General features: G+C 55.6%; 10 protein-coding genes and 1 other annotated feature (1 of these 11 cut by a window edge). Of the genes, 7 read left to right on the top strand and 3 right to left on the bottom strand.

What is annotated here, in order from left to right; all coding sequences use genetic code 11:
• Nucleotides 1-56 (top strand) — a sequence feature (Thr leader region) (it extends 63 nt beyond the left edge of the window).
• Nucleotides 57-81: 25 nt separating this feature from the next.
• From thrA to thrC, 3 genes are read left to right on the top strand one after another with little or no spacing between them, the layout of a single operon-like run.
• Nucleotides 82-2,544 (top strand): bifunctional aspartate kinase/homoserine dehydrogenase I, encoded by a 2,463-nt coding sequence (thrA, locus tag ABLU78_RS14700; protein ID WP_045388796.1) that lies wholly within the window; start codon nt 82-84, stop codon nt 2,542-2,544.
• 1 nt (nt 2,545) lies between these two features.
• Nucleotides 2,546-3,475, top strand: coding sequence for a homoserine kinase (gene thrB, locus ABLU78_RS14695; protein WP_015368360.1), 930 nt, complete (start codon nt 2,546-2,548; stop codon nt 3,473-3,475).
• 3 nt (nt 3,476-3,478) lie between these two features.
• Nucleotides 3,479-4,759 carry a threonine synthase gene (thrC, locus tag ABLU78_RS14690; protein ID WP_048230089.1) on the top strand — a complete coding sequence of 427 codons (1,281 nt, stop codon included), beginning with the start codon at nt 3,479-3,481 and terminating at the stop codon, nt 4,757-4,759.
• A 50-nt stretch (nt 4,760-4,809) separates the two neighbouring features.
• Here the strand turns inward: thrC and yaaA are convergent, their stop codons facing one another.
• Together yaaA and ABLU78_RS14680 are read right to left on the bottom strand one after the other, a co-directional pair.
• Complete coding sequence (yaaA, locus tag ABLU78_RS14685) at nt 4,810-5,583, bottom strand: peroxide stress protein YaaA (protein WP_032713284.1); 774 nt, start codon at nt 5,581-5,583, stop codon at nt 4,810-4,812.
• 77 nt (nt 5,584-5,660) lie between these two features.
• Nucleotides 5,661-7,091, bottom strand: a complete 1,431-nt coding sequence (locus ABLU78_RS14680) for a sodium:alanine symporter family protein (protein WP_015704336.1) — start codon at nt 7,089-7,091, stop codon at nt 5,661-5,663.
• A 202-nt stretch (nt 7,092-7,293) separates the two neighbouring features.
• Between ABLU78_RS14680 and tal the strand changes: the two genes are divergently transcribed.
• The 3 genes from tal (at nt 7,294) to ABLU78_RS14665 (ending at nt 10,363) form a co-directional block, all read left to right on the top strand.
• Nucleotides 7,294-8,247, top strand: a complete 954-nt coding sequence (tal, locus tag ABLU78_RS14675) for a transaldolase (RefSeq protein WP_015368356.1) — start codon at nt 7,294-7,296, stop codon at nt 8,245-8,247.
• Between the two features lie 110 nt (nt 8,248-8,357).
• Nucleotides 8,358-8,945, top strand: coding sequence for a molybdopterin adenylyltransferase (gene mog / locus ABLU78_RS14670; RefSeq protein WP_015368355.1), 588 nt, complete (start codon nt 8,358-8,360; stop codon nt 8,943-8,945).
• 113 nt (nt 8,946-9,058) lie between these two features.
• Nucleotides 9,059-10,363 carry an MFS transporter gene (locus tag ABLU78_RS14665; RefSeq protein WP_042892474.1) on the top strand — a complete coding sequence of 435 codons (1,305 nt, stop codon included), beginning with the start codon at nt 9,059-9,061 and terminating at the stop codon, nt 10,361-10,363.
• A gap of 40 nt (nt 10,364-10,403) precedes the next feature.
• Here ABLU78_RS14665 and satP read toward each other — a convergent pair whose 3' ends face one another.
• Nucleotides 10,404-10,970 (bottom strand): acetate uptake transporter, encoded by a 567-nt coding sequence (gene satP / locus ABLU78_RS14660; RefSeq protein ID WP_015368353.1) that lies wholly within the window; start codon nt 10,968-10,970, stop codon nt 10,404-10,406.
• Between the two features lie 442 nt (nt 10,971-11,412).
• Between satP and dnaK the strand changes: the two genes are divergently transcribed.
• The gene (dnaK, locus tag ABLU78_RS14655) at nt 11,413-13,329 is read left to right on the top strand and encodes a molecular chaperone DnaK (protein ID WP_015368351.1); all 1,917 of its coding nucleotides are present in this window, start codon (nt 11,413-11,415) and stop codon (nt 13,327-13,329) included.
• The last annotated feature ends 11 nt before the right edge of the window (nt 13,330-13,340 follow it).

The raw sequence follows: 13,340 nt of genomic DNA, 5'->3' as shown, positions 1-13,340 counted from the left end.
GCGTACAGGAAACGACAGAAAAAAGCCCGCACCTGAACAGTGCGGGCTTTTTTTTTGACAAGAGATCAAGGGGTAAGAACCATGCGAGTGTTGAAGTTCGGCGGTACATCAGTGGCAAATGCAGAACGCTTTCTGCGAGTTGCCGATATTCTGGAGAGCAATGCCAGGCAGGGGCAGGTTGCGACCGTGCTGTCTGCCCCGGCGAAAATTACTAACCATCTGGTCGCGATGATTGAAAAAACTATCAGCGGCCAGGACGCTCTGACCAATATCGCCGATGCCGAACGTATCTTTGCCGACCTGCTGCAGGGGCTGGCCGACATGCAGCCGGGCTTCCCGCTCGCACAGCTGAAAACCTTCGTTGATCAAGAGTTTGCGCAGATTAAACACGTCCTGCACGGTATCAGCCTGCTGGGGCAGTGTCCGGACGGTGTTAACGCCTCGTTGATCTGTCGCGGTGAAAAGCTCTCTATCGCTATTATGGCGGCGCTACTGGAAGCGCGCGGTCATAAAGTCAGCGTGATTAACCCGGTCGAAAAACTGCTGGCTGTCGGCCACTACCTTGAATCCACTGTCGATATTACTGAATCCACTCGCCGTATCGCCGCCAGCCAAATCCCGGCAGACCACATGGTGCTGATGGCCGGTTTTACCGCCGGCAATGAAAAGGGTGAACTGGTGGTGCTGGGGCGTAATGGCTCTGACTATTCCGCAGCCGTGCTGGCCGCCTGTATGCGTGCCGACTGCTGCGAAATCTGGACCGACGTCGATGGCGTTTATACCTGCGATCCGCGTCAGGTACCGGATGCGCGCCTGTTGAAATCCATGTCTTATCAGGAAGCGATGGAGCTTTCCTATTTTGGCGCTAAGGTGCTGCACCCGCGCACCATCGCGCCCATCGCCCAGTTCCAGATCCCATGCCTGATTAAAAATACCGGTAATCCGCAGGCGCCGGGAACGCTTATCGGCGCCAGCCTTGATGAAGACGGCCTGCCGGTAAAAGGGATCTCGAATCTCAACAATATGGCGATGTTCAACGTTTCCGGGCCAGGAATGAAGGGAATGGTTGGCATGGCGGCGCGCGTCTTTGCCACCATGTCCCGTGCCGGTATCTCTGTGGTGCTGATTACCCAATCCTCTTCGGAATACAGCATCAGCTTCTGCGTGCCGCAAAGCGACTGCGCTCGCGCGAAGCGGGTGATGGAGGATGAATTTTATCTCGAATTGAAAGAAGGTCTGCTGGAGCCGTTGTCAATCATGGAGCGCCTGGCAATCATTTCCGTCGTAGGTGATGGGATGCGTACGCTGCGCGGTATCTCGGCGAAATTCTTCGCCGCGCTGGCGCGCGCCAATATTAATATCGTGGCGATTGCCCAGGGCTCTTCCGAGCGTTCAATTTCGGTAGTCGTCAGCAATGATGATGCGACTACCGGCGTGCGCGTCACGCATCAGATGCTGTTTAACACTGACCAGGTCATCGAAGTCTTTGTGATTGGCGTCGGCGGCGTCGGCGGCGCGTTAATCGAACAGATTAAACGCCAGCAGAGCTGGTTGAAGGGCAAGCATATCGATCTGCGCGTATGCGGCGTCGCCAATTCGCAGGCGCTGCTGACCAACGTCCATGGTTTGAATCTGGAAAACTGGCGTGGCGAACTCGCGGAAGCGAAAGAACCCTTTAATCTGGGCCGTTTAATCCGCCTGGTGAAGGAGTATCACCTGCTGAACCCGGTTATCGTTGACTGTACCTCCAGCCAGGCGGTAGCCGACCAGTACGCTGACTTCCTGCGTGAAGGTTTCCACGTGGTGACGCCGAATAAAAAGGCCAACACCTCTTCACTGGATTACTATCACCAGTTACGCCACGCCGCCAGCAGCTCGCGGCGCAAATTCCTCTACGACACCAACGTCGGCGCGGGTCTTCCGGTCATTGAAAACCTGCAGAACCTGCTGAATGCCGGCGATGAACTGCTGCACTTCTCCGGGATCCTGTCTGGTTCGCTTTCATTCATTTTTGGTAAGCTGGATGAGGGTATGAGCCTCTCCGAAGCCACTAAACTGGCGCGTGAGATGGGCTATACCGAACCGGATCCGCGCGACGATCTTTCCGGCGTGGATGTGGCGCGCAAGCTGCTGATCCTTGCCCGCGAAACCGGGCGCGAGCTGGAGCTCTCGGATATTATCGTTGAGCCTGCGCTGCCTGCCGATTTTGATGCCAGCGGCGATGTCGAAAGCTTTATGGCGAGCCTGCCGACGCTTGACGATCAATTCGCCGCGCGGGTTGCTAAAGCGCGCGACGAGGGTAAAGTCTTACGTTACGTCGGCAATATTGAAGAAGATGGCGTCTGCCGGGTGAAGATCGCCGAAGTGGACGGTAACGATCCGCTGTATAAGGTGAAGAACGGCGAGAACGCGCTGGCGTTTTACAGCCACTATTATCAGCCGCTGCCGCTGGTGCTGCGCGGCTATGGCGCGGGTAACGACGTAACCGCGGCTGGCGTGTTCGCCGACCTGCTGCGTACCCTGTCATGGAAGTTAGGAGTTTAAGATGGTCAAAGTATACGCCCCGGCTTCCAGTGCCAATATGAGCGTCGGGTTTGATGTGCTGGGGGCCGCGGTGACGCCGGTCGACGGCACGTTGCTGGGTGATAACGTCTCGGTAGAGGCGGCGGCGGAGTTTAGCCTGCGTAACGTAGGCCGCTTTGCCGGCAAATTACCGTCGGCGCCGCAGGAAAATATCGTTTATCAATGCTGGGAAGCCTTTTGCCGCGAGATCGGTAAGACGGTTCCGGTGGCGATGACCCTGGAAAAGAATATGCCGATTGGCTCGGGCCTTGGCTCCAGCGCCTGTTCGGTGGTCGCCGCGCTGGTGGCGATGAACGAACACTGCGGCAAGCCGCTGAATGAAAACCGGATGCTGGCGTTGATGGGCGAGATGGAAGGGCGCATCTCCGGCAGCGTTCACTATGATAACGTGGCGCCATGCTATCTTGGCGGTATGCAACTGATGATCGAAGAAAATGGCATCATCAGCCAGCAGATCCCGGGTTTTGATGAATGGTTGTGGGTGCTGGCCTATCCGGGCATTAAAGTCTCTACCGCCGAAGCGCGCGCGATTCTTCCGGCACAGTATCGCCGTCAGGATTGCATCGCCCATGGTCGCCATCTGGCAGGTTTTATTCACGCCTGCTATAGCCGTCAGCCGCAGTTGGCGGCAAAGTTAATGAAAGATGTTATTGCCGAACCGTACCGCACCAAACTGCTGCCGGGCTTCAGCGAAGCGCGTCAGGCGGCGATGGAAATCGGCGCGCAGGCGTGTGGTATTTCCGGCTCCGGCCCGACGCTGTTCGCGTTGTGCGATAAACCGGACACCGCGCAGCGCGTCGCCGACTGGCTGGCCGCGCATTATCTGCAAAATCAGGAAGGCTTCGTTCATATTTGCCGGCTGGACACGGCGGGCGCTCGAGTAGTGGGATAAGTGATGAAACTGTATAACTTAAAAGATCATAACGAACAGGTCAGCTTTGCGCAGGCCGTGACGCAAGGGCTTGGCAAACAACAGGGGCTGTTCTTTCCGCACGATTTGCCGGAATTCAATCTGACCGAAATCGACGAAATGCTGGAGCAGGATTTCGTGACCCGTAGCGCGAAAATCCTGTCGGCCTTTATTGGCGATGAGATCCCGCAGAATGAACTGCAGGCCCGCGTGGCTTCGGCGTTCGCCTTCCCGGCGCCGGTCACTCAAGTACAGGATGATGTCGGCTGCCTGGAGCTGTTCCACGGCCCGACCCTGGCGTTTAAAGATTTTGGCGGCCGTTTTATGGCCCAGATGCTGACGCTTATCGCAGGCGATAAGCCGGTGACGATCCTGACCGCGACCTCCGGCGACACCGGCGCAGCCGTAGCGCATGCCTTCTACGGCCTGCCGAACGTCAAGGTAGTTATCCTCTATCCGCGCGGTAAGATTAGCCCGCTGCAGGAGAAGCTGTTCTGCACCCTGGGCGGCAACATCGAAACCGTGGCGATTGACGGTGATTTCGACGCCTGTCAGGCGCTGGTTAAGCAGGCGTTTGACGATGAAGAACTGAAGGTCGCGCTTGGTCTCAACTCTGCCAACTCTATTAATATCAGTCGTCTGCTGGCGCAGATCTGCTACTACTTCGAGGCGGTCGCGCAGTTGCCGCAGGAGGCCCGTAACCAGCTGGTGGTGTCGGTGCCAAGCGGCAACTTCGGCGATCTCACCGCCGGCCTGCTGGCGAAATCGCTGGGGCTGCCGATTAAGCGTTTTATTGCCGCTACCAACGCCAACGATACCGTGCCGCGCTTCCTGCAGGATGGCAACTGGGCGCCGAAGGCGACGCAGGCGACCCTGTCTAACGCCATGGACGTCAGCCAACCGAACAACTGGCCGCGCGTGGAAGAACTGTTCCGCCGCAAAATCTGGCGTCTTAATGAGCTGGGATACGCTGCGGTTGATGATGAAACCACCAAAGCAACCATGCGTGAACTGAAGTCCATCGGCTACACCTCTGAACCGCATGCGGCGATTGCTTATCGCGCGCTGCGCGATCAGCTGCAACCGGGCGAGTACGGGTTATTCCTCGGTACCGCGCATCCGGCGAAATTCAAAGAGAGCGTAGAAGAGATCCTGCAGGAGACGCTGCCGCTGCCGAAAGAACTGGCCGACCGCGCCGACTTGCCGCTGCTGTCGCACAATCTGCCGGCCGATTTTGCCGCGCTGCGTAAGCTGATGATGGGCTAATTAAGACTGAAAACATCCCTGTCGCTTACCGGACAGGGGTGTCGTCGTTTTTACTGCTCGTGGCGCTTAAACACCAGTTCGCCTTTCTCCGATGCTTCCCCATCAAAGAAATAGCCTTCGCTATTAAACGCCTGCAGCTGCTCCGGCCTGGTTAAACGGTTTTCAATGATGTAGCGGCTCATCAGACCGCGCGCTTTTTTGGCATAGAAACTGATCACCTTGAATTTGCCGTTTTTCTCATCGAGGAATACCGGCTTAATCAACCGTCCCTGCAATTTTTTCGGTTTGACCGATTTAAAATACTCATCGGATGCCAGGTTGATGACGATATCGTCGCCCTGGGCCTGCAGCGCCTGATTGAGCTTATCGGTGATGATATCGCCCCAGAAATGATACAAATCTTTGCCCTGCGGATTTTCCAGCTTAATACCCATCTCCAGACGGTAGGGCTGCATCAGATCCAACGGGCGTAATACGCCGTAAAGGCCGGAAAGCATGCGCAGATGCTGCTGGGCAAAATCGAAATCCGCTTCGCTAAAGGTTTCGGCCTGCAGACCGGTATAAACGTCGCCTTTGAACGCCAGTATCGCCTGACGGGCATTCTGCGGGGTAAAGTCCGGATGCCAGTCGTGAAAACGGGTGGCGTTGAGATCGGCCAGCTTATCGCTGATGCTCATCAGCTTACCGATTTGCGGCGCCGTCAGCTTACGGGCGATACCGATAAGCTGTTGAGAATGCTCCAGGAGTTCGGGCTGGGTATAGCGCGTCGTTGCCAGCGGGCTTTGATAATCGAGCGTTTTAGCAGGTGAAATCAGAATCAGCATATCCAGTCCTTGCAGGGAATTTCGACGAATTTTAACAAAAAAAGAGTACGGTGGGATCGATTGCTGCGATTACCGCGCTATTCACGCGGTATCTCATCCCAGGCGCCGGGCGCCAGATGTTGCTGAATTTCCGGATAGCGAGCGGGGTCGAAGACCGGTTGCACGCCGAGTTTGCGCTGGCGCAGATAATCGCTGGCGAGGATCCGAACCGTTGGCGACAGCAGCAAAATCGCCGTTAAGTTGGTGATCGCCATTAGCGCCATAATAATATCCGCCAGTTGCCAGACCACCGGAAGACTCACCAGGGTGCCTGTCAGTACCATCAACACGGTGATAACCCGGAGCGTCCAGATATGTAGCGGCTTATTGAGACGCAGGAAGATCAGATTGTTTTCGGCATAAATATAATTGGCGACAATCGAACTGAAAGCGAAGAACAGTAGCACGGCAGCCACCAATCCCGGTCCCCAACTGCCAATAAGATCGCCCATCGCGTGCTGCATGGTTTGAATACCGCTGACCGCACTGTCGCGGTTTTCGCGCGGCGCCAGCATGATAATGACCGCGCTGGCGGTACAGATAACAATGGTATCAATAAAGACGCCAATCATCTGTACGATGCCCTGCGCCGCGGGATGCGGAGGCCATGATGCAGCGGCAGCGGCAGCATTTGGCGTTGAGCCCATGCCTGCTTCGTTGGAAAACATCCCGCGCTGGAAACCGCCGGTAAGCGCCTGGCTGATGGTATAACCCACCGCGCCCGCCGCCGCTTCCTGCCAGCCAAAAGCGCAGCGGAAGATGGTTTCAAAAACCGCCGGCAGGGCGGCGAAGTGCCAGAGGCCAATCAACAGACTGGCGCCCACCCATATCAGAGCCATAAGCGGCACAAACCACTGCATCAATCGCGCCACGCCGCGTAGACCGCGGACGATAATCAACAGTGTTGCGGCAGCCAGCGCGGCGCCGACGGCGACCATCGGCAAATCGAAGGCATAGGCCATGGCGTGCGCCACCGAGTTGGCCTGCACGGTATTAAAAATCACCCCATAGGCCAGCAGAAGCAGAATTGAGAAGACCACGCCCATCCAGCGCATCTCGAGGCCACGGGCCATATACCACGCCGGGCCGCCGCGAAACTGGCCTTCGCCATCGCGCTCTTTGTACAGTTGGGCAAGCGAACATTCGGCGAAGCTACTGGCCATGCCGAGTAGTGCGGAGACCCACATCCAGAACACGGCACCTGGGCCGCCGGCGGCAATCGCTAACGCCACGCCCGCCAGATTACCGCTGCCGACGCGAGCCGCCAGGCTGGTGCACAGCGCCTGAAAAGACGTTAATCCGCCGGGCTGCGGGCGAAGGCTTTTTTTAAGACTTTTGCCAAACTGGCGAATATAACGGAACTGAATAAACTCCGTTCGCCAGGTGAACCAAATACCGGCGCCCAGTAACAGGTAAATCATTACCGAGCCCCAGAGTATTTCATTGATAAACGAGAGAAAATCAGGCATTAAACGTCCTCTTGTCCATGCCGGCGCGCGGTGTAAGCGCTACCACTCCGGTGACAATCCTTTAGCATTCAGATAATTAATATGTCGAGTTTATCACACTCTGCGCTCTTGCATTGTCGGCGGTTGCGCTGACCCTATGGCGTGTTATCATCTTGGCAGACCGGTTACATCCCCTTAACTGCTGTTTAAGAGAAACACTATCATGACGGATAAATTGACTTCTCTGCGTCAGTACACCACTGTCGTAGCTGACACCGGAGATATCGCGGCAATGAAGCTGTATCAGCCTCAGGATGCCACCACCAACCCTTCTTTGATCCTCGGCGCGGCTCAGATCCCTGAGTACCGTAAGCTGATTGACGACGCTGTTGCCTGGGCTCGCGGCCAGAGCAGCGATCGCGCGCAGCAGATTATCGATGCTTCCGACAAACTGGCGGTGAACATCGGTCTCGAAATCCTTAAACTGATCCCGGGCCGTATTTCTACCGAAGTTGATGCCCGTTTGTCCTATGACACCGACGCCTCTATCGCGAAAGCGAAACGCCTGATCAAACTGTATAACGATGCCGGTATCGGCAACGATCGTATCCTGATCAAACTGGCTTCCACCTGGCAGGGCATTCGCGCCGCTGAGCAGCTGGAAAAAGAAGGCATCAACTGTAACCTGACCCTGCTGTTCTCCTTCGCTCAGGCTCGCGCTTGCGCCGAAGCGGGCGTCTTCCTGATTTCTCCGTTCGTTGGCCGTATCCTCGACTGGTACAAAGCGAACACGGATAAGAAAGAGTACGCGCCGGCAGAAGATCCGGGCGTGGTTTCCGTTAGCGAAATCTACGAGTACTACAAGCAGCACGGCTATGAAACCGTCGTGATGGGCGCAAGCTTCCGTAACGTTGGCGAAATCCTTGAGCTGGCCGGTTGCGATCGTCTGACCATCGCCCCTGCGCTGCTGAAAGAGCTGGCGGAAAGCGAAGGCGCTGTCGAACGTAAACTGGCGTTCAGCGGCGAAGTGAAAGCGCGTCCGGAACGCATTACTGAATCCCAGTTCCTGTGGCAGCACAACCAGGATCCGATGGCGGTAGACAAACTGGCGGAAGGTATCCGTAAGTTTGCCATCGACCAGGAAAAACTGGAAAAAATGATCGGCGACCTGCTGTAATCATCCCAGCGTGACCGGGCTACCGGTCACGCTACTTCTTTTGAATCCTGTCTGTAATTCTCTCCAGCGTGTATCATTCCGCTTAATTGCACTATTTGAACGGAATGAATATGAATAAATTACGCATCGGCTTAGTTTCTATTTCTGACCGCGCCTCCAGCGGCGTTTACCAGGACAAAGGTATTCCTGCGTTGGAAGAGTGGCTGGCGCGTGCGCTGACAACGCCCTTTGAACTGCAAACTCGCCTGATCCCTGATGAACAGCCCATCATTGAACAAACGCTGTGCGAGCTGGTAGACGAGATGGGCTGTCATCTGGTGTTGACCACCGGCGGCACCGGCCCGGCGCGCCGTGATGTGACGCCGGACGCAACTTTAGCGATTGCCGATCGCGTCATGCCCGGTTTCGGCGAGCAAATGCGCCAGGTTAGCCTACACTTTGTGCCGACGGCTATCCTCTCCCGGCAGGTTGGCGTCATCCGCAAGCAGGCGCTGATCCTCAACCTGCCTGGCCAGCCGAAAGCGATTCAGGAGACTCTCGAAGGAGTCAAAGACGCGGACGGTAAGGTGCTGGTGCATGGTGTCTTTGCAAGTGTACCTTATTGTGTACAGTTGCTTGAGGGGCCGTATGTGGAGACGGAAGCGAGCGTTGTAGCAGCTTTTCGCCCGAAAAGTGCACGACGTGAAACTTTATCCTGAATTTAATGCATTGCTGATATAACCTGCATCGCCGGTGGTGTGCTGTTTTATTTACGGTATAGTGTTTTTTACTTTACACATTGCGTAATATTACTGCGGACGAAGCGCCAGTTATGTCACAACACACCCGAGCACTGAATCGACAGGATTATAAAACTCTGACGCTGGCCGCCCTCGGCGGGGCGCTGGAGTTTTATGACTTCATTATCTTTGTCTTCTTCGCCGCCGTCGTCGGCGAACTGTTCTTCCCGGCCGATATTCCGGAATGGCTACGTCAGGTACAGACCTTCGGTATTTTCGCCGCGGGTTATCTGGCGCGCCCTCTTGGCGGCATTATCATGGCCCACTTTGGCGACCTGGTCGGTCGCAAAAAAATGTTCACCCTCAGCATTCTGCTCATGGCGCTGCCGACACTGGCGATCGGCCTGCTGCCGACTTATGCCTCAATGGGCATCGTTGCGCCGCTGCTATTACTGCTCATGCGTATTTTACAAGGGGCGGCGATTGGCGGCGAAGTGCCGGGCGCCTGGGTCTTCGTGGCCGAACATGTCCCGGAAAAACGCATCGGTATCGCCTGCGGCACCCTGACCGCGGGATTGACCGTCGGTATCCTGTTAGGTTCGGTGGTGGCGACGCTTATCAACACCAGCATGACGCCGCAAGGTATCCACGACGGCGGCTGGCGTATTCCTTTCCTGCTGGGCGGCGTTTTTGGCCTGGTGGCGATGTACCTGCGTCGTTGGCTGCAGGAGACGCCGATATTTCTGGAGATGCAGAAGCGCAAAGCGCTGGCGCAGGAGTTGCCGGTGAAGGCGGTGGCGCTTAAGCACCAGAAGGCCGTCATCGTTTCGATGCTGCTCACCTGGCTGCTGTCCGCCGGCGTGGTGGTGGTGATCCTGATGTCGCCGGTCTGGCTGCAAAAACATTATGGTTTTGCCCCGGCGATTACCCTGCAGGCCAATAGCATCGCCACGATTATGCTGTGCATCGGCTGTCTACTCGCCGGTCTGGCGGCAGACCGTTTCGGCGCCAGCCGCACTTTTATCGTCGGTAGCCTGTTGTTGGCGGCCGCCAGTTGGGCCTTTTACCACCTTGCCGGCGCCGGCCCGCAGCGGCTGTTTCTGCTGTATGGGACCGTGGGGCTGTGTGTCGGCGTGGTGGGGGCGGTACCTTACGTAATGGTGCGCGCTTTCCCGGCGGAAGTGCGTTTTACCGGCATCTCATTTTCCTACAACCTGTCGTACGCCATTTTCGGCGGCCTGACGCCAATCGCCGTTACGATGCTGATGGGGGTTTCGCCGATGGCGCCTGCCTGGTACGTACTGGCGCTGTCGCTGATGGGGCTGGGGTTAGGTATCTGGCTGCGTCAGGGGTTGACGACGCAGGCGGTTTTACCGCAAGGAGAACTGCAGCGTTAAATTTAACACCGCCGCCCGGTTTGCGGGCGGCGGCAGGCCATTAGCGTGGCTCGCCAATCGGCAGAACGGTGCGGCCGAACTGCTCGTTCAACACTTCACCCATCGCCAGGTAAATAGCGCTCGCGCCGCATACCAGGCCGACCCAACCGGCAATTTTAACAATGCCTTCGTTATCGACCAGGTGACCAATCGCCAGCAGCGCGAACAGTACCGTCAGGCTAAGGAAGACGAACTGCAGCATGCGCGCGGCTTTCAGCGTGCCGAAGAACATGAACAACGTAAAGATACCCCACAGGCCGAGATACATGCCCAGGAAGTGCGCGTTCGGCGCATCAGCCAGGCCCATTTTCGGCATCAGAAGGATCGCGACCAACGTCAGCCAGAAGGAGCCGTAGGACGTAAAAGCGGTTAAACCAAAGGTGTTGCCTTTTTTATACTCGAGCAGGCCGGCAAAAATTTGCGCAATGCCGCCGTAAAAAATGCCCATCGCCAGGATAGCTACATCGAATGCGAAAAGGCCGCTATTTGCCAGGTTAAGCAGAATAGTGGTCATGCCAAAGCCCATAAGGCCCAGCGGTGCCGGATTAGCCAACTTAGTGTTGCCCATAATTCCTCAAAATAATGATTAGAAAGGGAAGCATTACCCCGCCACTTGCGGTGGGGCGCGGCATAATAATGAGGCGTGCAGAGGCTGTCTATGATCTGGCGGGGTATTTTTCAGCAATTTACCTTTCGCGGCGATAATGGCCAACTCTTCGGCGAACGAGTGCGATATCCAATGAATATGTTCTTATTTACTATTTATTTTTTGTATGGGTTATACCGGCTATTTTTATCGTCTGGCGTGTCGTTTGCTCTCGCGCCTGCGTTTTGCCAGAAAAATTTTTTTTGGCCTGCCCCTTGATGAAAACCAGGGCGACCCCATCTTGTAGTCAACCGCAGTGAAGAACCTGAAAAAAAATGATGTCAGGGCAGTTGAAACCGCACGTTTCGCCCTTATTACAGGTTCACAACCACATGTTGATCGAATTTTTAGTGGAGACGTTTAGATGGGTAAAATTATTGGTATCGACCTGGGTACTACCAACTCTTGTGTAGCGATTATGGATGGCACTACAGCTCGCGTGCTGGAGAACGCCGAAGGCGATCGCACCACGCCTTCTATTATTGCCTATACCCAGGATGGTGAAACTCTGGTTGGTCAGCCGGCTAAACGTCAGGCAGTGACAAACCCGCAAAACACCCTGTTTGCGATTAAACGCCTGATTGGTCGCCGCTTCCAGGATGAAGAAGTTCAGCGTGACGTTTCCATCATGCCGTACAAAATCGTTGCCGCAGATAATGGCGACGCCTGGCTTGATGTGAAAGGCACCAAAACCGCGCCGCCGCAGATTTCTGCTGAAGTGCTGAAAAAAATGAAGAAAACCGCTGAAGATTATCTGGGTGAGCCGGTAACTGAAGCTGTTATCACCGTACCTGCGTACTTCAACGATGCTCAGCGTCAGGCAACCAAAGATGCCGGTCGTATCGCGGGTCTGGAAGTCAAACGTATCATCAACGAACCGACTGCCGCTGCGCTGGCTTACGGTCTGGATAAAGAAGTTGGCAACCGCACTATCGCGGTATACGACCTCGGTGGTGGTACCTTCGATATCTCTATTATCGAAATCGACGAAGTTGACGGCGAAAAAACCTTCGAAGTTCTGGCAACCAACGGTGATACCCACCTGGGTGGTGAAGACTTCGATACTCGTCTGATCAACTACCTCGTTGACGAGTTTAAGAAAGAGCAGGGTATTGACCTGCGCAACGACCCGCTGGCGATGCAGCGTCTGAAAGAAGCCGCAGAAAAAGCGAAAATTGAGCTGTCTTCCGCTCAGCAGACCGACGTTAACCTGCCGTATATCACCGCAGATGCGACCGGTCCGAAACACATGAACATCAAAGTGACTCGCGCGAAACTGGAAAGCCTGGTTGAAGATCTGGTTAACCGTTCCATCGAGCCGCTGAAAGTTGCCCTGCAGGATGCCGGTCTGTCCGTTTCCGATATCAACGACGTGATCCTCGTTGGTGGTCAGACTCGTATGCCGATGGTGCAGAAGAAAGTTGCTGAGTTCTTTGGTAAAGAACCGCGTAAAGACGTTAACCCGGATGAAGCTGTGGCTATCGGCGCAGCGGTTCAGGGTGGTGTACTGACTGGTGAAGTTAAAGACGTTCTGCTGCTGGACGTTACCCCGCTGTCGCTGGGTATCGAAACCATGGGCGGCGTGATGACCGCGCTCATCAGCAAAAACACCACGATCCCGACCAAGCACAGCCAGGTGTTCTCTACTGCGGAAGACAACCAGTCCGCGGTAACCATCCATGTGCTGCAGGGTGAGCGTAAACGCGCTTCCGATAACAAATCTCTGGGTCAGTTCAACCTGGATGGTATTAACCCAGCACCGCGCGGTATGCCGCAGATCGAAGTGACCTTCGATATCGATGCTGACGGTATCCTGCACGTTTCCGCGAAAGACAAAAACAGCGGTAAAGAGCAGAAGATCACCATCAAGGCTTCTTCCGGTCTGAATGAAGAAGAAATTCAGAAAATGGTTCGCGAAGCGGAAGCTAACGCTGAATCTGACCGTAAGTTCGAAGAGCTGGTTCAGACCCGTAACCAGGGCGACCATCTGCTGCACAGCACCCGTAAGCAGGTTGAAGAAGCAGGCGACAAACTGCCGGCTGACGACAAAACTGCAATCGAGTCTGCGCTGACCGCGCTGGAAACTTCTCTGAAAGGTGAAGACAAAGCGGACATCGAAGCGAAGATGCAGGCGCTGGCCCAGGCTTCCCAGAAGCTGATGGAAATCGCTCAGCAGCAGCACGCTCAGCAGCAGGCTGGCGGCGCTGACGCTCAAGAAAGCAGCGCGAAGGATGACGATGTTGTCGACGCTGAGTTCGAAGAAGTGAAAGACAAAAAATAATCGCCCTTTGA

Source organism: Klebsiella sp. JN_Kp122, from assembly GCF_040062085.1.
Classification (GTDB): domain Bacteria; phylum Pseudomonadota; class Gammaproteobacteria; order Enterobacterales; family Enterobacteriaceae; genus Klebsiella; species Klebsiella aerogenes.
This window is presented reverse-complemented; position numbering and strand designations above follow the sequence as displayed.

Coding starts and splice junctions, on each gene's coding strand:
- yaaA (WP_032713284.1), bottom strand. CDS start 5,583: ATGCTGATTCTGATTTCACCTGCTAAAACGCTCGATTATCAAAGCCCG.
- ABLU78_RS14665 (WP_042892474.1), top strand. CDS start 9,059: ATGTCACAACACACCCGAGCACTGAATCGACAGGATTATAAAACTCTG.
- ABLU78_RS14680 (WP_015704336.1), bottom strand. CDS start 7,091: ATGCCTGATTTTCTCTCGTTTATCAATGAAATACTCTGGGGCTCGGTA.
- thrC (WP_048230089.1), top strand. CDS start 3,479: ATGAAACTGTATAACTTAAAAGATCATAACGAACAGGTCAGCTTTGCG.
- dnaK (WP_015368351.1), top strand. CDS start 11,413: ATGGGTAAAATTATTGGTATCGACCTGGGTACTACCAACTCTTGTGTA.
- thrB (WP_015368360.1), top strand. CDS start 2,546: ATGGTCAAAGTATACGCCCCGGCTTCCAGTGCCAATATGAGCGTCGGG.
- thrA (WP_045388796.1), top strand. CDS start 82: ATGCGAGTGTTGAAGTTCGGCGGTACATCAGTGGCAAATGCAGAACGC.
- tal (WP_015368356.1), top strand. CDS start 7,294: ATGACGGATAAATTGACTTCTCTGCGTCAGTACACCACTGTCGTAGCT.
- satP (WP_015368353.1), bottom strand. CDS start 10,970: ATGGGCAACACTAAGTTGGCTAATCCGGCACCGCTGGGCCTTATGGGC.
- mog (WP_015368355.1), top strand. CDS start 8,358: ATGAATAAATTACGCATCGGCTTAGTTTCTATTTCTGACCGCGCCTCC.